The 19,715-nt window shown below is 58.3% G+C and carries 19 protein-coding genes; 12 read left to right on the forward strand and 7 right to left on the reverse strand.

Going from position 1 to position 19,715, the window contains the following annotated elements; all coding sequences use genetic code 11:
* From AB4Z23_RS17935 to AB4Z23_RS17985, 11 genes are all read left to right on the forward strand, one after another.
* A complete protein-coding gene (locus AB4Z23_RS17935; protein WP_441360412.1) occupies positions 1 to 2,520 on the forward strand; it encodes a VirB4 family type IV secretion/conjugal transfer ATPase in 2,520 nt (839 codons plus the stop codon).
* Positions 2,498 to 3,670, forward strand: a complete 1,173-nt coding sequence (locus AB4Z23_RS17940) for a lytic transglycosylase domain-containing protein (RefSeq protein ID WP_441360413.1) — start codon at positions 2,498 to 2,500, stop codon at positions 3,668 to 3,670. The genes AB4Z23_RS17935 and AB4Z23_RS17940 overlap by 23 nt, the downstream gene beginning before the upstream one ends.
* 25 nt (positions 3,671 to 3,695) lie before the next feature.
* Entirely contained in the window at positions 3,696 to 4,487 is a 792-nt protein-coding gene (locus AB4Z23_RS17945; protein ID WP_441360414.1) for a conjugal transfer protein, read from the forward strand.
* Positions 4,488 to 4,701: 214 nt separating this feature from the next.
* Positions 4,702 to 5,772, forward strand: coding sequence for a type IV secretion system protein (locus AB4Z23_RS17950; RefSeq protein WP_441360415.1), 1,071 nt, complete (start codon positions 4,702 to 4,704; stop codon positions 5,770 to 5,772).
* A 104-nt stretch (positions 5,773 to 5,876) separates the two neighbouring features.
* Positions 5,877 to 6,611 (forward strand): virB8 family protein, encoded by a 735-nt coding sequence (locus tag AB4Z23_RS17955; RefSeq protein ID WP_441360416.1) that lies wholly within the window; start codon positions 5,877 to 5,879, stop codon positions 6,609 to 6,611.
* A gap of 17 nt (positions 6,612 to 6,628) precedes the next feature.
* Positions 6,629 to 7,441: a TrbG/VirB9 family P-type conjugative transfer protein gene (locus AB4Z23_RS17960; RefSeq protein ID WP_258115139.1), complete on the forward strand. Its 813-nt coding sequence runs from the start codon at positions 6,629 to 6,631 to the stop codon at positions 7,439 to 7,441.
* A gap of 10 nt (positions 7,442 to 7,451) precedes the next feature.
* Positions 7,452 to 8,771: a type IV secretion system protein VirB10 gene (virB10, locus tag AB4Z23_RS17965; RefSeq protein WP_441360417.1), complete on the forward strand. Its 1,320-nt coding sequence runs from the start codon at positions 7,452 to 7,454 to the stop codon at positions 8,769 to 8,771.
* Positions 8,768 to 9,817, forward strand: coding sequence for a P-type DNA transfer ATPase VirB11 (virB11, locus tag AB4Z23_RS17970; protein WP_258115141.1), 1,050 nt, complete (start codon positions 8,768 to 8,770; stop codon positions 9,815 to 9,817). The genes virB10 and virB11 overlap by 4 nt, the downstream gene beginning before the upstream one ends.
* The gene (locus tag AB4Z23_RS17975) at positions 9,786 to 12,584 is read left to right on the forward strand and encodes a type IV secretory system conjugative DNA transfer family protein (protein WP_441360418.1); all 2,799 of its coding nucleotides are present in this window, start codon (positions 9,786 to 9,788) and stop codon (positions 12,582 to 12,584) included. The genes virB11 and AB4Z23_RS17975 overlap by 32 nt, the downstream gene beginning before the upstream one ends.
* An 81-nt stretch (positions 12,585 to 12,665) precedes the next feature.
* A complete protein-coding gene (locus AB4Z23_RS17980) occupies positions 12,666 to 13,004 on the forward strand; it encodes a hypothetical protein (RefSeq protein ID WP_258115143.1) in 339 nt (112 codons plus the stop codon).
* Between the two features lie 374 nt (positions 13,005 to 13,378).
* Positions 13,379 to 14,362, forward strand: coding sequence for a hypothetical protein (locus tag AB4Z23_RS17985; protein WP_441360419.1), 984 nt, complete (start codon positions 13,379 to 13,381; stop codon positions 14,360 to 14,362).
* Between the two features lie 70 nt (positions 14,363 to 14,432).
* Here AB4Z23_RS17985 and AB4Z23_RS17990 read toward each other — a convergent pair whose 3' ends face one another.
* Positions 14,433 to 15,779 (reverse strand): hypothetical protein, encoded by a 1,347-nt coding sequence (locus AB4Z23_RS17990; RefSeq protein WP_441360420.1) that lies wholly within the window; start codon positions 15,777 to 15,779, stop codon positions 14,433 to 14,435.
* A gap of 309 nt (positions 15,780 to 16,088) precedes the next feature.
* Between AB4Z23_RS17990 and AB4Z23_RS17995 the strand changes: the two genes are divergently transcribed.
* Positions 16,089 to 16,430 carry a helix-turn-helix domain-containing protein gene (locus AB4Z23_RS17995; protein ID WP_441360421.1) on the forward strand — a complete coding sequence of 114 codons (342 nt, stop codon included), beginning with the start codon at positions 16,089 to 16,091 and terminating at the stop codon, positions 16,428 to 16,430.
* Between the two features lie 33 nt (positions 16,431 to 16,463).
* Here the strand turns inward: AB4Z23_RS17995 and AB4Z23_RS18000 are convergent, their stop codons facing one another.
* From AB4Z23_RS18000 to AB4Z23_RS18025, 6 genes are read right to left on the reverse strand one after another with little or no spacing between them, the layout of a single operon-like run.
* Positions 16,464 to 16,991, reverse strand: coding sequence for a hypothetical protein (locus tag AB4Z23_RS18000; RefSeq protein WP_441360583.1), 528 nt, complete (start codon positions 16,989 to 16,991; stop codon positions 16,464 to 16,466).
* Positions 16,992 to 17,024: 33 nt separating this feature from the next.
* Complete coding sequence (locus AB4Z23_RS18005) at positions 17,025 to 17,396, reverse strand: hypothetical protein (RefSeq protein ID WP_441360422.1); 372 nt, start codon at positions 17,394 to 17,396, stop codon at positions 17,025 to 17,027.
* Between the two features lie 8 nt (positions 17,397 to 17,404).
* Entirely contained in the window at positions 17,405 to 17,719 is a 315-nt protein-coding gene (locus AB4Z23_RS18010) for a hypothetical protein (RefSeq protein ID WP_441360423.1), read from the reverse strand.
* A complete protein-coding gene (locus AB4Z23_RS18015; RefSeq protein WP_441360424.1) occupies positions 17,720 to 18,343 on the reverse strand; it encodes a thermonuclease family protein in 624 nt (207 codons plus the stop codon). It abuts the gene before it with no gap.
* Positions 18,340 to 18,975 (reverse strand): thermonuclease family protein, encoded by a 636-nt coding sequence (locus AB4Z23_RS18020; protein ID WP_441360425.1) that lies wholly within the window; start codon positions 18,973 to 18,975, stop codon positions 18,340 to 18,342. Before AB4Z23_RS18020 ends, AB4Z23_RS18015 begins: the two co-directional genes overlap by 4 nt.
* 17 nt (positions 18,976 to 18,992) lie before the next feature.
* The gene (locus AB4Z23_RS18025; RefSeq protein ID WP_441360426.1) at positions 18,993 to 19,673 is read right to left on the reverse strand and encodes a nuclease; all 681 of its coding nucleotides are present in this window, start codon (positions 19,671 to 19,673) and stop codon (positions 18,993 to 18,995) included.
* Positions 19,674 to 19,715 lie beyond the last annotated feature (42 nt).

The raw sequence follows: 19,715 nt of genomic DNA on the forward strand, positions 1-19,715 counted from the left end.
ATGAGCACGATGGCAAGATCGCTGAAGGGAAGCTTGTCGAAGGGTTGGGAGATCTTTGCCGATCGCAATATCTCGACCCATGTTCCATTCTATGTTCCGATCGAAAACGGGATCATCAGGCTGAAGAACGATTGCCTGGTATCGACCCTGCGCCTCACAGGCTTCTCGTTCGAAACGGCCGACATCGAAACGATCAACATGCTGCAGCGGCAGCGTAACTCGGCTTTTCGCGCCATTTCCTCGATCGGCAATTTTGCGCTCTACACCCATGTTGTCAGGCGAAAGGTGGCACCGTCATTGCCAGCAACCTTCACCGACCCCTTCATCCGGCGTCTGGATGATGTCTATCAGGCAAGCATCTCAATGAACGAGATGTTCGTCAACGACACCTACATCTCGCTCGTCGTGCGCCCGCTGTTCAAACAAGGCTCCGCGCTTTCCCGTATCATAGGCATCGGCGGTGATGTGGTGCGCAAGGAACAGTTTCGCTCAATGCGTGACAAACTGGTCGAGGCGACAAAAGCACTGGAAAAATCGCTCATCGCTTACGGTCCCAAAGTCCTGCGCGACGTGCAGCGCGTCCAGGTTGACCTTGGCAACGGCAAAGCAATCTTTCGTGACTTCTCCGAAAGCATGGAGGTCGATGGGCGTACCCCAGGATCCTGGTTCTCGGAACAATGCGAATTCTTCTATACGCTGTTGAATGGCGGTCGTGTCCGGCCAGTCCGGCTCGGCAACCTTCCAATCGATGCGATGCTGCCGGCGCGTCGCACATCAATCGGCAACCGGACGATCCATCTTCAGGGCGATACGCAGGGCGATGACCGCTACGCCGCAATGGTGTCTTTGAAGGAATATCCGCCCGAGACGGGCGCCGGCATGCTCGACTACATTCTCAAGCTCCCCTTTGAGATGGTGCTCACCCAGTCCATGTCCTTCATTGACGACATGGCCGCGAGAAGCCGCATCGAGCGGCTCGACCGGCAACTGTCGAAGGCCGACGAGGGCGGTTCCAGCGTTCAGGCCAGTCTTGATATTGCGCGTGATGAACTGGCGAGGAAACGCGTTGCCTTCGCCGAGCATCATCTCACCGTCATGCCGGTGGCGAAATCGGCGGCCCAGCTGGACGATGCGGTTGCCTTGATCGGCAACGAGCTTGGAGCGTTCGGTGCTTCCTATGTCCGCGAGGATCTGAACGCGGAGCCAGCCTATTGGGCACAGCTTCCTGGAAATCAGGCCTATATCGCCCGTCGGGCCGTGATCTCGACCCTCAATTGTGCGGGCCTGAGCAGCTTCCACGCCTATCCCTATGGCAAGCCGGACGGCAATCATTGGGGACCGGCGATCACCATTTTCGAGACAACGTCAGGCACACCGTTCTTCTTCAATTTCCATCAGGGCGATGTCGGGCACACGACGGTATTCGGACCGACCGGCTCCGGCAAAACCGTCATCATGGCATTCCTGATCCTGCAGGCCTACCGTGTCAGCCCGCGTCTGAAAACCATCGTCTTCGACAAGGACCGCGGTCTTGACATCATGGTTCGCGCGGCGGGCGGTACCTACATGACGCTCGAACCTGGCGAGCCATCCGGTTGGAACCCCCTGCTCCTCGACGACACCGAAGAGAACCGCGTTTTCCTCTATCGGCTTTTAAGCTTCATGCTGAGGCCGTCGAAGGAAGGCGAAAGCCTGACGCCCCAGGAAGAGACTATAATCCGCACCGCGATCAAGTCAGTCCTCAAGACGAAGGACCGATCCTATCGCCGCCTGTCGTCACTTCGCGCCCTGCTTGCCGGAAGCGAGCGGACCGAGGGAAGCCTGATTGCACGGCTCGACAAGTGGGTCGACCACGGACCTTATGCCTGGCTCTTCGATAATGCCGATGACAATCTCGACATCTCCCGGCCAATGATCGGCTTCGATATGACGTCGATCCTCGACGATCCGCCCGTGCGCACAGCAGCACTCCTCTACATGTTCCACCGGCTGGATGAGGTTTACGACGGCAAGGCGCCAATCATCAACCTTATGGACGAAGCCTGGAAGCTGCTCGATGACGACGAGTTCAAGCGCACCATGAAGGACTATTTCAAGACCATCAGAAAGCGAAATGGTCTCGTCATCTTCGGCACGCAGTCAGCCGACGACGTGGTGCAATCCAGTGTCAGCCGGACGATCATCGAGCAGACGTCGACCAACATCTTCTTCGCCAATCCGAAGGCCGACGAAAACTCTTACATGGACCATTTCGGCCTCTCCAGGGCCGAGTTCGACTGGGTCAAGAACGGTGATCCGGCCTCGCGCTTCATGCTGATCAAGCACGCGAAGAGCAGTGTGATCGCGCGTGTCGACATGTCTCACATGCCGGAGTTCATCAAGGTCCTGTCGGGCCGTGAGGAGACAGTCCGGGAGGTTGAGATGTTGCTCGACGAATATGGCGACGATCCAAAGAACTGGCTGTCGAAATTCTGCGACTGGGAGGGGGATGCGTCCGATGACCAACGCAAGACGTCCTGAACTGACAACCATCAGCGCCATCGTCATGTCCACCCTGTTCACGCCGGCGCCAGGCTTTGCGCAGGTGCCGGTGATCGACAACGCCCGCCGCAACATCCAGCAGGCGACGGAGAACTGGTACAAGACCTATCAGGCGGATACGCGGGCGTTGAAAGGTGCGTCGGGCGGAACGACGGACAGCGTTGCGCCCGGACAAGGCTCCGGCGCGCCGGCGGATTGCTCGGCCGAGGGCATGGCCGGTGACACTTTGCCGGCCGGCCCGTCGAAGCGTACGCATAGCCAGCAGGAAGTCGCTCGTATGGTGGCGGACGAAGCAATCCGCCAGGGAGTCGATCCCAATTTTGCGCTGGCGATCGCCGAGCAGGAGTCACGCTTCCGCCAATCGGCGCGTTCGCCCGTTGGCGCGACCGGCGTCATGCAACTGATGCCGGGGACCGCGGCGGGACTTGGAGTCAATCCTTACGACCTGCGCGACAACATCCGCGGCGGTGTCAAATACATCAAGCAACTGCAGGGAATGTTCGGCAATCGCTATGACCTGGTCGCAGCAGGATACAATGCCGGGCCTTATCGCCAATCGTTGCAGAACGGTCGGATACCCAACATTCCCGAGACCCAGGACTACGTCAAAAAGGTCTCGGCCTACTACAGCCGGAACAAGGCCGAGAACGGCGACCGGACCCCGTCGGGCGATGATGTCGAAACGGAAACCGTCAGTGACACCAGCGGATGCGGGGAGCAGCTGAAAAAGGCGGTCGACCGTAACACCGAGGCGCAGGTTGAACGAGGTTCAGTCTGGAACGAGCTCCTGGGAAAATCGCTGGCGGCAAACCAGCAGTATCTCCAGCGTCTGCAAGCCGGGCTGCAGTCTTCTTCGGCAGCCTTGCGCGGCTCAGGAGGYGGCAACGCCAGGGACCATGACGGTTCCCTCGTGATGGCTGAAGTCCAGTGCCCATCGACCATCATCGACACCGGCAGCACCCGATGCTTTGCCGTGCCGTCGACCGCCACCACAGATCAGATTCAGCGTTGGCTCGAGGACCTTCAGGAGCAGGCACGCGCCAGTGGCGATGTCGCGACCTTCTCGGTGCTGGAGGATCCGGCGCTCGGGTTGGTCACAGTCGTCGACGCTCGACCCACCGCAAACTGAACAGGCAAAGAGAGAGGAAAGGCAGATGAGAAAATTCGTTATTACCGCAGCACTCGGCATCACCACAGTGTCGCACGCCTTTGCGCAGGTGCCGGTCAAGGACAAGGAAAATATCGCGATAAGCGAGGAGATTGAAAAGCTTTCGAAGCAGATCCAGGGCGACACGTCCATCGTCAAGGACAACACGATAAAGACGCTTCAGGCGATCACTGGCGACCGGTCGCAGGACGCCAGCCAGTTTGCCAAGCTTGCGACCGGCAATGGTTTCAGCATGGGCCAGGCGCCGGATTTCGACAGCATCCTGTCCGGAAACGAAGCGTTGTTCGGTGGCATTAGCGGTGAATTCCAGAACACTGCCGCCAAGCTGATCAATGGACTCAATCTGGTGAAGATGGTCGTCGATACCGTCAAGGGAGGCGAGCTGTCAGGCGCCAACCAGGCCTATTCGCAGGGCATCAATGCGCTGACGACTTTGACGGCACTCACCGATGCAATGAACAGCGCCACCAAGGATCGGCAGAATGCCTTCATGCAGGCGACGGAGCAGATCGGCACGGCGCAGGACCTGAAGGGCGCACTCGAACAGAACACGCAGATGGTGCTACAGGGCAACCAGACTGCCAATGAGGCCGTCGGCTCACTCAACAATCAGGTGATGTTGCTGAACCAGCAGTATAAGGCGGCCCTCGCCACCTCATCCCAGAACCTCAAGACCTTCGCAACACTTCCCGACAGCGTGATGCGCTCGGGCGGCGGTGGCGCAGACGGGGCTTCGGTTCGCGATCAGCTGCAGGCATTCGAGGAGCAGAACCATTGAGGTTCGACCCGTTGCTGATCCTGGCCGTCGCCACCTTGTCGGGATGCGGGGGCAAGTTCGAACAGTTGGCCAGATGCTCAGCTGACGAGAACCCCGTCCCGGCGCTCGGCTACGAGGCGGGGCAACAACCAGCGCCGTCGCAACAGGCCCTTGCGGATATCGTCAGGAGCGATTGCGGTCCGATGCGACCCGTCAATTTCTTCCAGGGGGAGTAATGGATCCGGTCAGCTACGCGGTTAATTTTTATGGCGACGCACTCGGATACTTCGACAGGATCAACGAAGCGTCCCTCGAGAAAGCATGGGGACTGTTCGCCGAGAATGGCGATCTGGTTTCATCCATCCTTGCGCTGTTTCTTATCCTCTATTTCCTCTGGGGTGCGCTCGGTCTGTCGAGCGTCTCCTTGCAGGACATGGCTATCACGGCCTCGAAACTCGCGCTTGCCTATGCGCTGGTGATGTCCTGGGCCACCTTCTACGACAACATCGGTCAATTCATTTTGACGTCACCTCAGGATCTGGGTGCTGCCATTTCGTCCGCCATGGGCGGGCAATCCGCTGGCTCCGATCTTGCCAGCCAAGTCGCCAGCATGTCGCGCAAGGTCTACGACTTCGCCATGCAGCTCTTCAATTCCTACGAATCCGGATGGCTGCCAAACGTCACAGGGGCCGTGGTGGTCTTCATCGTACTGGTCTTCGGCCTGCTGCCGATGCTGCTGATCCTGACTGGCGTGACGCTGTTCGCGAAAATGATCACCGCCGTCATGCTTGCGATCGGTCCGATCGCCATTCTCTCCTATTTCTTCGGCATCACGCGTTTCGTCTTCGATGCGTGGGTGAGGGGCATCGCCTATGGCATGTTCATGCTGCTTTTCACCTATGTCATGGCCGGGCTGTCTTTCGGGTTTCTCATTGGCATGATGGACACGATCAACGGCGACATGGCGACCAGGGAAAATGCGCTGGCGATCGTGCTGGCCATGGTGCTCTATCTGGCGCTGATCTCCTATTTCATTTTCCAGGTTCCTGATTTTGCAAGGACGTTCGCTTACGGCATCGCGCCTTCAGTACCGGACGGCGGTGGTGTCAACACGACGTATGGAGCGGCTCGCGCTGGCCTCTCCGCGGGCGGTTCGAGAAGCGGACAGGCGGCAGCGATGGCTCTTGGCATACTTGCCGGGCCAAAAGGCGCGGTCACCGCGGCTGCGCTCGCCGGCCGCGGCGGGATTGCAGGCGCTGGTGCGCTCGGCCGGATGCTGACCATGCGTCGGCGCAGCGGCGAGTGAGGCGAAACATGCGCTGGTCGAATTCAGAATTTCCATGCGCAAGCCGCTTCTGCCGATGACGCGGCTTAAAGAGATTAACCACGATTATGTTTTGGGGATAGACCTTGGCATTGTTCAGAAGGCAATTGCAATCCGCGCCGGCCGACCAGGTTGCCGGTCCGCAGGACATTTACGACCAACACCTTTCCTGGGGTGAGAAGAATCGCTCCCTTCGCAACCTGATCGGTCTGATCCTGCTTGTGTTCGCGGTAGCCGGCTGGGCCGTCGCGGCTGTACTCTCATTTTCAGTTGCTCAACTCTTTCCCTTGGTACGTACCGAGGTTGTCCCGCTGATCGTGGACAAAAACACCGGCTACATGGAGACGGTAACCACGCTCGAAAAGGATCGCTCGAGCGTATCGGAAAACCAGGCTGTCCGAGCCGCCTTTGCGGGCAACTATGTGATCCGCCGCGAAACCTACGATCCTCGCTATCTGTCGGACAATTTCGACACGATTGCGCTGTGGTCGGAACCCGGCTCGCAAGCCTTCAAGGACTACGAGGCCTGGATGAACCCCTCCAATCCGAGAGGGCCGGTCAAGATGCTCGGTGCAACCGGCGAAATCCGCCCGGAAATCCTCTCGGTCAATCCCCTCAATCCATCGACCATGGCTGTTCGCTTCGAGACAAGAGAACGTCGCCGTGGTGGCGATGTCGTCACCCGCTGGTCGGCGACCATACGCTACCGGCAGATCAACCTGCCCGCCAGCAACCGGGTCCGTCTCTACAATCCTCTCGGCTTTGTCGTGACCGAATATGCAAGGGTTCCCGAGACCATGCCGTCAGGGATCACGCCATGATGAGGCGGAGCGTTGCAATGTCTCTGTTCATGCTGCTGGGCCCGCTGGTTGCGCATGCCGAGCTCGTTGCCAGGCCGGGTCGGCTCGATCCGAGAATCCGGTCGCTTCCCTATTCGGCCGAGCAGGTCTTCCTCGTGACGGGCACCTACGGGCTGGTGACGACGATCCTCTTCGGTCCGGACGAGGATATAACGCAGGTCGTTGCCGGCGATACCGTCTCCTGGCAGATACTTACCTCGGCTGACCGCCGCTCGCTCACTCTGAAACCGATGGAGAAGGATGCGGCCACCAATCTTTCGGTGGTCACGACGAAGCGGACCTATTCCTTCGACCTGCGCGTCAACGATACCAAGGCGATGCAGAACCAGACCTTCAAATTGCGGTTCACCTATCCTGAGGATGCCGGACTGAAAGGAACGACGGAGCTCTGGAAGCAGGCACAGGAAGCCCAGCGCAATCCCAACATCAAGAACATCCGTCGCGACAAGGTCAATTACGACTACGGCTTCAAGGGAAGCGACGGAGCCAAGCCGCTCTGGGTCTTTGACGATGGATTGAAGACCTTCATGAAATTCACCGGCGACGTTCCGGCGATCTTCATCGTTGACGGCAAGCGGCGCGAAAGCCTCGTGAACTACCGCCGCGAGGCCGACTACATCGTCATCGACAAGGTCTCGCGGCAGTGGACACTGCGCTTTGGTACTGAGGCCGAGACCTGCCTCTTCAATCTCCGGACTGCCCCTGCCGATATTCCTGCGCCGATCGAGGGCGCGGTATCGCCGAAGCGAATTGGCAGCGGAACATTCAGCCAGCAATCGCAATCAAGATAGGAGGGGCACCATGTCGGATCCCAATTACCAATCCATCGACACCGACACGTCCATTGGCGGACAGGTGAGGCGCGGTGGCATAGGCCTCATGCGCCCGTTTGCCGTCGTTGCCGCTATTGCCGGCCTTGGTGTGGTTCTCTATTTCCTTCTGACGGGCGGCGAAGAAGAGCCACCGATTGACACGACACCCCGTGAGGAATTCCGGCCCGTCCAGACACCAAGAAATGAAGGCTTCAGAACACCGTTACCGCCGCCGCTGCCCACGGTCGAGGTCCCGGAAGCACCTCCGCCACCACCGGCCCCGCGCGTGCCGGCTGCAGCCCCAATCGTGCCCCCTGCCGAGATCGATTGCTCCCGAGGCAAGAATCCCGACAACCCGAAATGCATCGAGCTGGAGCGGGAGGCCAAACTGCTCGAGCGCATCCGCTCATCCGCGATGGTCTTTGATCAATCTGACCAGACCAGGAGGGCTGCGGCGTCGTCCGGTGAACCAGCGGGCCTGTTCGGGGCGAACGGCAACGCTGGTGCATCAAACGCCACGAACGGAGATGTCGGCGGTGCTGTCGATGGCGACCGTGCCTTCGTGAAGTCGATCGGCGGACAGGGTGTGGAGGTATCGGTCGCCACCGAGAACCGTCGTACCGATGCCTGGATTCCGCAGGGCACGATGATCCGAGGAACGCTGGAGACAGCCATCAGTTCCGACCTCGCCGGCATGGTGAAGGGAATTGTGCGTGAGGATGTCTATTCCTTCGACGGCCGACGGATTCTCATTCCGGCCGGCTCCTCGCTGATTGGCGATTACAAGTCCGGCGTCCAGAGGGGGCAGGAACGGATCCTGATTGTCTGGACGCGGATGATCCGCGGCGACGGGGTCTCAGTGCAGCTTGGCTCTTATGGCACAGACCGTCTTGGGCGATCGGGTATGACCGGTGTCGTAGACAGAAAGAACTGGGAGCGGTTCGGGCCGCCGGCTTTGATGACGCTGATCGGCGGCGCGACGCAGTACATCGCGCAACTCGGCCAGCGCGACGATCGCGACATTACCATCGTCAACGACAATGGCAGCGTCACCCGCATTCCGCAGGACAATGGCGAGACATCTCAGGACCGCGCCCGCGCGATTGCCGCGGAGACCATCGCCTCGGGCATCCAGCAAATGGCAGCGACGGCGTTTGAGGATTCCCGCAACATCCGCCCAACCATCTACATTCCCCAAGGCTCGGATATCACCGTCTTCGTAACACGCGACCTCGATTTTGCCGGCCTCTATCCCGACCCGGTACGCGAAGAGTTCGAACGACTGCGCAAGGTGCGATACGGCAAATGAATGCGCGCCCCCAGATTTCCGCCGAACAGCACTTTCTGACCGAGGCGCTCGAGCCGATCCGCCCTTTCCTCGACGATCCCGCTGTCGTCGAAATCTCCTGCCAGCGCAGTAACGAAGTCTGGCTGGAAAAGATTGGTCATCTCCAGATGGTGCGCCACGACATCGCCGGACTGGATCAGGATGTCATCCGCCACATGGCGTCTCGCGCTGCCTCCTTCACAAAGCAGACCATCAACGCCGAAAATCCACTTCTGTCGGCGACACTGACGGGTGGCGAGCGCGTTCAGTTTGTCTTGAGCCCGACCTCGGCAACCGGACACGCGTTGTCGATCCGCAAGCAGTTCATCCGACGGTTCGACCTCAACGACTATGAGAAGGCGGGCGCCTTCCGCTTCACCAAGGTAACCGGCGACGACTACATCGATGATGTCGATGTTGAACTCTCGCTACTATTGCGGACAGGAAAGGCGCGGGCGTTCCTGGAACTGGCGGCGGCCAACCATCGCAGCATGCTGATATCGGGCGGCACATCCACCGGGAAAACAACATTCCTTAACACCATGCTGACGGCAATCCCGAACCACGAGCGCTTCATCCTCATGCAGGACACGGCCGAACTGGAGCCACGCCAAGAAAACGTTGTTTCGTTGCTGGTCTCGAAGGGGGGGCAAGGGGAGGCGCGGGTGACGATGGGCGACCTGTTGGCCACGGCGCTTCGCCTCCGGCCCGACCGTATTTTCATGGGTGAGCTGCGCGGCGACGAGGCGTTCGACTTTCTGAACGCCATCAACACCGGTCACCCCGGTTCGATGTCGACGATCCACGCCAACTCGCCGCACCATGCCTTCAATAGACTGTCGACGCTGGTGCTCAACAGCAATGTCCGCATGGAGCGCGACGACATCATCCGCTACATCCGCTCGATCATCCCGATCGTGGTTCAGTTGAAGAAGAGCGATGCCGCCGGCGGTCGCGGCGTCAGCGAGATCTATTTTGCCGACGAGGTTGATGAACATGGCCAGCGTATACACGGACGGAGAGAATGATCGCCCGAAATGGTCGGGTCTTCAAAAGCTGTCTTTTTTCACACTGCCCGTCGCGCTTTTGGGCGTCGTGGTGGTTTGGCTTGCCTTCTTCACCTTGATCTATGACGCCTATATCGTTTCCTTTGGTTCGCCATCGTATTTCGACTATGTGAGCCAAGTGCGCATCGCTGACGGCGCCCGCTACACCTGGTCGATCATCCATACCCGCAATACGGTCGGATTGTCGCTTCTGGCATTCACGCTTGCATCACCGTTCCTGTTCTTCCTGATATGCATATGGATGCTGAAGGGAGGCAGGGCGCTCTCGCGCAAGATCCTTTATCTCCTGCATGTCCGCTCAATGTTCAGTCTGATTGCGCTTACCGCGATGATATTTGCTGCCGCCTGGGCCGGCGCTTTTATTTATGGCTTTGCCTTTTATCTCGTTGCCACGAAGGCTGGCGAACATGCCGATATCGCCAGTTACTACGGTAGCCATCTTGCGGCCATGTATCAGGCACCGTTCGGGACGACCGATGCAGCCGGTGGGTACCAGCGGCCATCCCGTCAGACGGTTCAGGCCACGCTGGCGGGGCTTGCCGCGGCCGGCGCGCTTGTGGGGTTTCCGATCGGTGCAGCAATCCAGAAGCGCCAGCGGATGATCATGGGTAAGGCCCGCCTTGCGACTCTCAAGGATGCGGCTGACTTTCGCCTGCGCGACAAGCAAGGGATCGTGCTCGGGCTCAAGCAAGGGCTGCTTTTGCGCAATGACGGCGACCAGCATGTGATGTTGATCGGCTCCCCCGGACAGGGAAAGTCGCGCGGCTTCGTCATCCCCTCTATGATGAGTTTCGAAGGTTCTCAGGTCGTGCTCGACATGAGCGGTGAACTGTTCGAGGAGACTTCCGGCTATCTGAAGGACAAGGGCTTTGAGACTTTCCTGCTGGCGCCGGGATCGAAGTTCACCGATGGTTACAACCCTCTCGACCTAATAAGCACGGATCCTCACCAGCGCATCACAGACCTCCAGAAGTTGACGCAGATGCTGTTGCCGGAGCGACTGCGCTCGGATTCCTCAGACTTCTGGGAGGAGAGTGCCCGAATCCTGCTCACCGCCATGCTTGGCTTCGTGCTCGAATGCCCTGACACCCGCAAGTCGCTGAGCGAACTCTACCGTATTCTGAACTCGATGTCCGACGAACGGACGGCAATCGTCCAGCTGCTGGAGAACTATGAGACGATCCTCTCCGACCAGACCCGTATGCAGCTCACCAAGTTTGCCGGTCGTCATGAAAAGCTGGGCGAGGGTATCGCGGCCGAAATCGTCGCCAAACTCAATTTCCTGCAGAACCCGCTGGTGGAGGCGCTCACCTCGATCACGACGATCCCGATCGACATGATCAGAAAGCGGAAGATGGTGATCTATATCCAGGCCGACTGGAATGCCATCCAGATCTATGAGCGGCTGATCTCGATGTTCATTCAGCAAATGGCCGACAAGCTGGTCCAGATGGGGTCGTTGCCCAATGGCGAGCACGAAGTCATGATGATGCTTGACGAGTTCGGCAATGGCGGCCGCATCGACACGGTGCTGACGCTCGCCCCCCTGATACGAAAAAATGGCGTGCGTTTTGTCTTTATTCTTCAGGACGGGGCCCAGCTGGAGCGATTGTATCAGCGGTCCGGACAGAAGATCCTGATGGGGGCATCGACGATCAAGGTCTTCATGAACTTCCAGAACCAGGACGATGCGATGGCGGTCTCGCTCGCGGCGGGGAAAACGACGGAATGGATTGAGCAGTCGTCCTATTCCCATCGCCACGGCCGCCGTCAACGGTCGATCTCGAAGGTCCCGGTCTCTGTCGATCTCCTGCCGGTCAACACGCTGATGATGATGAAACCGGAAGAGGCTATCCTGCAGGTCACCGGCATGCCGGTGATGCGGATCATGAAACTGGACGCTGGTGGCGAACGGATGTTCGCGAAAGTGCGCAAGTTCAAGATGGTGCCGAAGCCCTGTCTGAAGCCCGTAGAGTGGACGATCGCAGACAGTGACCGTTTCGAATTCCCCATCCCCGTCGCTCCGGATGCAGCCTCTCCGAGCGATCGGCCAGGTGCCGAACCCGGAGTTGACATCGACCTTGCTGCGATCGAGCGCGTCCGCAAGCCTCATGACCTGCGCTTCATCGTCAAGGAAGGCGTTCGTCACGTTTATATTTCCTCCCTCGATGAACTGCGTCGCCGGCTGGACCTCGATGAGACCCGCGCAGCAGGTGTGGCCGAAGGAGACCATGGCGATGAGCATCGGCAGCCGGCGCGCGGGCCCGCCCATGGTGCGGCCAGCCGGAAAGAGAAGCGCGGTGAGGCAAAAGACCTCCACGCCAAACCTGCAGATGACATCAATCTCGATATCGATGAAGAGAAGCTCGGCCGAAGTGTCTACTCCGGATCTCCGACGAGCGGGAATAATCGTCAGGATGGCGCACCCGTCTCAGCAGGTGCCGCCCGTGATCGGTCATCCGATTCGCCCGTTCTCCAGCGCCAGGAAGTAAGACAGGCATTCGGAGACGACCTTCAGGCCTTGAATGAAGTCATCTTCAGGCAGGCTGCGGAAAATGTAGTTGAGCCGGAAGAGTTGAATGCGGACGTCGAGCTCCTGATAGACACGCTCTCCGGCAAGCTAACCGAGGACAGTTCGAGAGCCTGGCTACGCGAGTTCGCAGACACTGCCCGCGATCCTTTGCGCGAAGATAATGGGGAGTCCAACAAAGAGCCGGATGGCGCGTAGTGGGCTGACCTCGAGCGAATCGAAGTTCACAGGGCTCGACCAGGACAGGTTGCGGTGCCCGAGCATCAGGAGAACAACAGCATGGCAAAAATAGAACACCTTTCGAGCCTGCATATTGCCGGTGAGCGTAGCCTCGAACGGATCGTTGCCGCCGCCAAAGCCGAACCTGGTCTCTGGCTGATGGTGAAGGAACGCGAAATGGAGCTGAGAACGATCCGCGCCGAGCTTCAGCGTCTCGGTTCTGACGAGAGCGAGATCGATCATCTGTTTCCGAAAAGGCTAAAGCCAACACTGTCGCACCTCGCGGACGAGCTCGTAGCGCACATGTTCGGACGCTGCCCTCCAGACATGCTGGCGCCGGTTCAGGATGCCCTGCTCGCTGCGGCGGCGCGAGAGCTGGGTGAGCCTTCACAGTGGTGACAAATTCGTTTCATTCTGACACCGACCGTTTGTTCGCGGCCAGACTGTGGTCGCGGTTCGAGGAGCTAACGAATGAATTCGTGTCATACAAGCTTGGACATTGCTTTGAAGAAATATTTGCGCGTCAGCGAAGACTATCACCTACAATGTGGTTGCGGGCTCAAATCCTGCCCAGACAACCACAATATGGTAATCCGTTGTGCATCTTACTTCCGCAAGTCGTTGATCCGGCAGTCAGCTGGCTGAGAATGAACCGAGATCGGTGATGACTTCGCCCCTGACCGGAGGCCAGTCTCCAGCTTCCAAATTGGATTGAATAGACGGGCGGCGTGAGGTTAATTCCCGACTGAGCCGAAATTGTATGGGAACCCGACGTGACAACACAGGATATCGACTTTACACCTTCGCCGCAGCAAAGTTCGGATATGAAGAGCTGCAGCGTGAGAACGAGCCAAGACATCTTGTTTCCTGTCCGGGAAATGCAGGATCGGCTTTTCCGTATAGAGGATGATTTACTCTACGCTTGCATCACATATGGCGACGGCCTAGCGAGCAGGCCAGTTGAAGGCTTCACTTGGACGAAAGGGATGGGCTATGCCTTTCTCACATTTTTTGTGCAGCGAGCGCTTCACGTCTATCGATTTCCCTTCTTTCCTGACAGGGTTTTTGAGCATTCTCCATCTAAGGACAAAGAGAAAGTTATCGTCGAGATAGTTAAAACACTGACGCCTCAAAGGATTGACGCTATCAGCGACGAACTTTTGCGACTTTACGAGCACACCCAGTCATTACTACGGGACAAAAGTATCCATATCGTTCACCTAAAACGAATGGTGCGCGAGATTCGTGATCATCCCACCGCTGGTGAAAGCTATGCCCAGACCATCATGCGGCTGAAGCGAGCAGCCCAGGCAGCTGGCAAAGAAACGATTGCGTTTGAACTTGATGTTATCAACTCGTGGGGGGATGACGGGGGTTACCCACATTATCCGATAATGATCCAGCGAATTATACCTACTGCTGATATTCTGTACTTCAGCAATATGATTGCGAGCCGTGAAGTCGGCACCTATGCAGACAGGTTCGCAGTGGAGCCGGGAGAGTGGGTCGTCCTTAATAGATCTCCTACCGGCCTCGTTGACTTCGCGGTAAACGACATTGTCTTCGACGAAACCGTCTATCAAGAAATTCCTGGGTGGAGGTCAAAAACCTACGAAACGTTCCTAGAAAACCATAGCCCATTCCCATTCCGGAAAGCCGCGAGAATTAACGAACGATGGGTTCATGGCTCCTCGGGATGGCGCCTGACCGCTAAGGGCCGATGGCGACTCTTTCTTTATAGCCTGTTCGGTAAGTGAAGCGTTCACACGGCGCGCTAAGCGTAGCTTGGCAGGTCATCCGTTCAAGTTCTTGTTGAATTCTAACGCTTCAAATGTGCCGGACCTGCTCGACCACCCAATCTTGCAGGCGCTTGGCTGTGGCCTGCGCATTTGCCTCCGCGAGATGCTCGGGAAAGAGGCTGAAAATCGGCCCGAGACGCTTCATGCGGGGAACGGTTTTGTCCTTGGCTTCGCGATATTCTTCGGTTTCCATGCCGAAGGCCTCAACGATCAATGTTGCCGGCCTATGGTCCTTGTAGGTTGCTTCCAGGACGAAATCCGGCCGGCAGGGCCCAAGCGGTGTCTCTGACGCGAAGAGCGGTTTGGTAATCTTGACGCGGAGATCAGGAATACTTTCGAAAAGGGATCCCTGAAGCCAGAACAGGAGATGAGAGACATCTCTTTCGAAACCGGATTCCACCGGAAACAGCGTGTCACCATTGTAGACCGGCTGGGCATAGGCCTGAACAGCTCGCACTGGCCCCGCGTCATCGTCGCCGAAGTCCACGTTCAGCAGGCTGAGGAACGGGCCTCGACGTGACGGGTCGCCGCGCAGCGGTTGTCGCACCTTTCCGAGCACGTCGATTGGTCGCGAGGATGATGCCGGCATGATCGCCTGAGCGGACACAGCTTTGGCAAACAGCAGCATGAAGCCAGTCCGACGAAGCGTACCGGGCCAATCCGGACGTGAGGTTTCGAGCAGGCGTTGCCAGCGGCTGTCGGGCTCCCAGTAATCGGCGGCCCACGTCGAGAGCAGCGCGTTGAGAGACCATGTTCTCAAGACCCGAAGGCCCCTCGCGGCGGCACGCAGTCTCGAGAGCTGATTTCGAAGTGCCAGATCGGGATCATCCTGCAATGGTGGGATTACGTTCATCCCGGCGTCGTCGAGCAGCCGCCACAGGATGCCACCGAGTCTGGACGGTCTGTCGTTTCGCTCAGTCAACCGGTTGATGTCACGGTCAGCGACGTCGGCGAGACGGTCGGGAATCGCGGGCAATGCATCGATGTAGCTTCGATCGGATTTTCGAACCGGTCGAATGTAGTAACTGCGATCAATGAGCGCCGGCTTGGCGTCCTTATCGACGTGGAACGGGCAGGTGCTTGTATGATTTGGCCGCTCCATATGTCGGAGAGGGTCCTCGTCCTTGGACGACAATCGTCGCAACGTATAGGTATGCTCCTGCCGTATCGGGGCAAGTAGTGGTTGGACCCGACCTGTGAGACAATCACACTCGATCCAGCCGTTCATCACCTTGGCTTGCCGGATAACAGCGAGGGCGACCGCCTTCTCTGCGTTGGAAGCGGCGTCGCCATACCAGGCGCGCAGCGCTGCGGCCTCTTCCCCGGAAAGGTCGGCCAGTACATGAGCGGAACTGTTCCTGACCACTATACGCATATCGTCTTCGAACCGGTACGGTACGTCCGGTAACACGCTCCAGTCTGCAGGCCAGGTCCACTTGCACGGTCGGACCTTGGCGGTGTAGGTGTAGGGACCGCAACGAGTTCGCGAACTGCCCAATACAAAATTTGGCCAACAATTGGTTTACGCCTGATCGCTTTGGTTTGCGGTCGATATCGGGGGACGGATGAACAGGAGAGTTCCAGGGAGGCAGCGAGCTCGCCGTGACAGGGAGTTGGGCCGTCGTTTTGTTGGCATTCACCTCTGTCATAGCAGGGCTGTATTCGCGGCCAGGGATGGTGTCCGATGCCTCGTGTGAAGCGTGAAAACCCGGTCGAGCCCATCGACATCTCAACACTGGACTCACTGTCGTTCCAGGAGAGGCTAGCCATTGGCCTGGAGCGTCTGAAAGCCGAGCGCAAATTGACGAACAGGGTACTGGCCGAGCAGCTTGGCGTACATGAAGCATACATATCGCAGGTGACCCGTGCCATGCGTGACGTCAAACTCTCGACCCTCGACAAGATGCAGCGAGAATGGAATGTCGTTATCGAGGATTTGCTCAGGATCACCGAAGCCGACCTCCATCGGATAGCGGTCTGGAAAGCCCGCCGCAAAAAGCAGAAATCCGCCGCGACAGACTCGTGATGCCAAGTTCGCCACAGCGGTAACAGGCCAGCGCTATTGGTTCAGGTTGAACCAGAACCTTTCTTTCACCCCTTCGTCGTTTGGAATATCGAAATAGTAAGGATCCGCGCGGCGCGGGCGCGGAGTGGCGATCTGCTGGATGCAGCTTTCGCCATCTCGGCCGAAATGCCGATTGATCGTCAAACCTGTTGACCTGGTATTGCCATCGTGCTGGCCCGAAGCCCGGCAGACATTGACTGTTTCGATGCATTGGTCGGGTTCTCCCCGCCAATGGTTGTCGCCGCCTCGCGACGAGTAACCGGCCGTGGTGCCAGGTGGGCAATCTTTGTAGGTTTCACGGCCAGGCTTTCCCGCCTTCGCCTCATGGCAGATGGGCCAGGAGAAGCCGGGTCTGGACATGGCTGCGATGAGTTTGCGCATTGGTGGAACGCAATAGGGGACACCATGCCAGTTTGGGTTTTTCGATGCGGCGCACAGCAGAACCTGGCATCCCCATTCAGCGTCTTCTGCCTTTGCAGGCACCGTCGACAGCGCGCCAATCAAACTTGCGGCCAAGAACATGATCGCTTTCACTATCCGTCTCCTTTGTGTGCACTACTGGATTTGCGCCCATGTGCCGTCGATTTTGGCAAACGACAGGACGCCTGGTTGCGTTGTTCCCGCAAACGAGCCACTGGTCGTGGTGATGATGCCGGTACAGGTGACACCGGGCACGGCCTGGCGGGGTTTGCATTCAGAAATCCGGATCGTACGACCTGATTTGGCGATCGCGGCACTCGCCTCCTGGTTATTGGGAACATCAACCGTCAGCCTCTGTTGCGCCTCCTCTTTCAGGCGTGTGATTTCCAGCCTTAGTTCCACTGTCTGACCAATCCACACCGTTTCATTGATCGCATAGCCACCACCGGTTCCCACGAGGAGGCCGATTGCAGCAGCGACAGCGGCGTCATTGCGAGAGCTACGCACGGGCGGCCTCAATATCCTTCGATACCAAGGCGCTTCAGGATCGCGATCGGGTTGGTTTCGCACTCCAATTTCCAATCACGATGCTTGGCGCAGGCATAGGCGTATTGGCTAAGGTCGGCCGAGGACAGGTCTGCAAGCCTGTTGCCAACCGCCTTCCACTGCTGCACTTCTGCTGGGTCGCAGCCCCCACCACCCGCACCGCAAAAGTCCGGATCGCGCCGTTCGATTTGTGTTTGCGTGGCGCCGTCCTGCGCTCCGGCGACGATCGGAGAAACCGCGAGCAAGATTGCGAAAATAGCCGAAGTTTCGAAAGGGCTTTTCATTTAGCCTCCTTGCGCTTGCGTGAGAGACAGCGCGGTGTCGGGAGTGACCGGAAGGGGCAGGGGAAGGCTCTTTTCGGCCGCTGGCGTGCGGCCGCCGGACCTCTCACCAGGTACTGGGAATACGTTGTAGAGCCAGGGCGGCGATAAGTCCGGCGACGACCAGATGCCAAAGCCGAGCCCTCTCGCCTTTCTCTCCAGATCGAAATAGGCGAGGACCTGGGGCTCGTCGGGATAGTTGAAGGCGTAGCCGATCCCCTCTGCAATCGCCGTCGCCGCCAGGTTGGTCTCGCCCACAAAACAATGGGCGATCAGGTTCTTGTTGCTGTCGCGACCGATCGGCGCACAATTAACGTTCTGGCCGAGCGTCCGAAGGACCATCCAAGCGCGCGAGACCTGCCCGACCGGCCATGTCACACCTTCAGTCGTTGCGCTTTGCGCCAGCCGGGGGGCTTCATATCCAGCAAGACGGACGAGCTGACGGGTCTTGATGAATTCGAATGTAGTGCCATCGACGACCTGAACCCTGCCGTACAATTGACGCGGAACGTCGCTGGGGAAAGCCTGCCCCAGTGATCCTGTGGGGGCGAGGGCGAGCAATATCATCGAGATGACAGAGACCTTCATCGCGAAACCCCGGCTTGTTGCATCAGGACGGTGACCGGGTGCGGCATGTCAGGATAAGCCCAAAGCCCTGCACGGGCAGTGCGCGCGCTTTCCTCAGCGACCCTGTAGCCAGGAACAATGAGTTGGCCGGTGCTATCGACTGCGGCAAATCCCCATCCTTGCGCGATAAGATAGGTCGCAAAATCATAACTGTGTTGGCCTGCCGTTGTCTGACACGCGACAACCACATTGTTCTCGTTGATCATCTGAATGTTGGTGCAGACGGGCTTTGCGTCTTTGACCAGGGCCTGCATCATGATCACGTTCAGTTCTCCACAGTCGCGCGAAGTCCCTTGAGATACGGTAACGGTAGTCCCGCGCAGACATGCCTGTAGACCAAAGAGCCGATACCGCCGGCCGCCTGAGACCCAGCTATCGCCGGTCTCGAACTGCGCGTGTGTCGGGAAGGGTACAAATGCGGAAGATTGAGCAAGCTCCGCGTCTTTCGTGACAGGAGGGTCAGCCTGCGATACCGGAACGGGAGAGGCTGGTGCCCGAGGAAGTTGCATCTGCGAGAATTCGTTACCAGCAAGCATCGGCAGTATGACAATTCCTGCGTAGAAGCCGGAAGCTGTGATCGTGGATATAAGCATCAAGGTTCCGGTCCGCATCAGTGCATTGTCGGATTGGCGCGGTAGCGCTCACCGTAGGGATGGAAGAAATGGGCGCTGGCCCAGATACCGGCTTTATTCGCCCGTGCGACGTTTTCCATTTGCGCATATTCCGGAAAGGCCGGTTGGCCAGCACTGTCACGGAAGGCGAAGGCCACGCCCTTGCTGATCAGCACTTCAGAAAGCGATCGCGCGGTATCTCTGTCCATGAAAAAGCATTCCGCATATCGTACCGTCGGATGGCCGGGGCTCCGCCCAAGCTCATGGCAAGGGAGCGCGTTTCCAGCAACTTCCTGTATCTCTGCGATGGTCGCAGTCATCGCGGCAAGCGAGATCATGGCACAGGTCGAAATAATTCCCGAATAATCGAGCGGCTCGGTTGAAAGGCAGCCCTGAACTCCTGCGAGTTTGATAATAGTTCCATCCGCTGCGAGAAACCCATTGCCGCTCAGCGCAGCTTTCGGGGTGACACTCTGGAGATCGAGTCGTGTCGCAATCGAGGACGTATCGAGTGGTATCGGCAATGCGGGGACCAGGTCACGCCCCTGTAAGTAGGCCTGCTGGTAGTAGCTGACGAACTCTTCAGCCGTGTCGGCCCTAACCGACGCGGGCACCGAGACCAGAGCACCCAAAAGGCTGCAAATGAGGTGGCGAGAAGATCGCCATGCGCCATTCTTCATGTTCTCATCCGTCACCTGTTGACTTTTTTGAACATGCACGAA

Source organism: Agrobacterium sp. MCAB5 (genome assembly GCF_052114365.1).
GTDB classification, from domain to species: domain Bacteria; phylum Pseudomonadota; class Alphaproteobacteria; order Rhizobiales; family Rhizobiaceae; genus Agrobacterium; species Agrobacterium tumefaciens.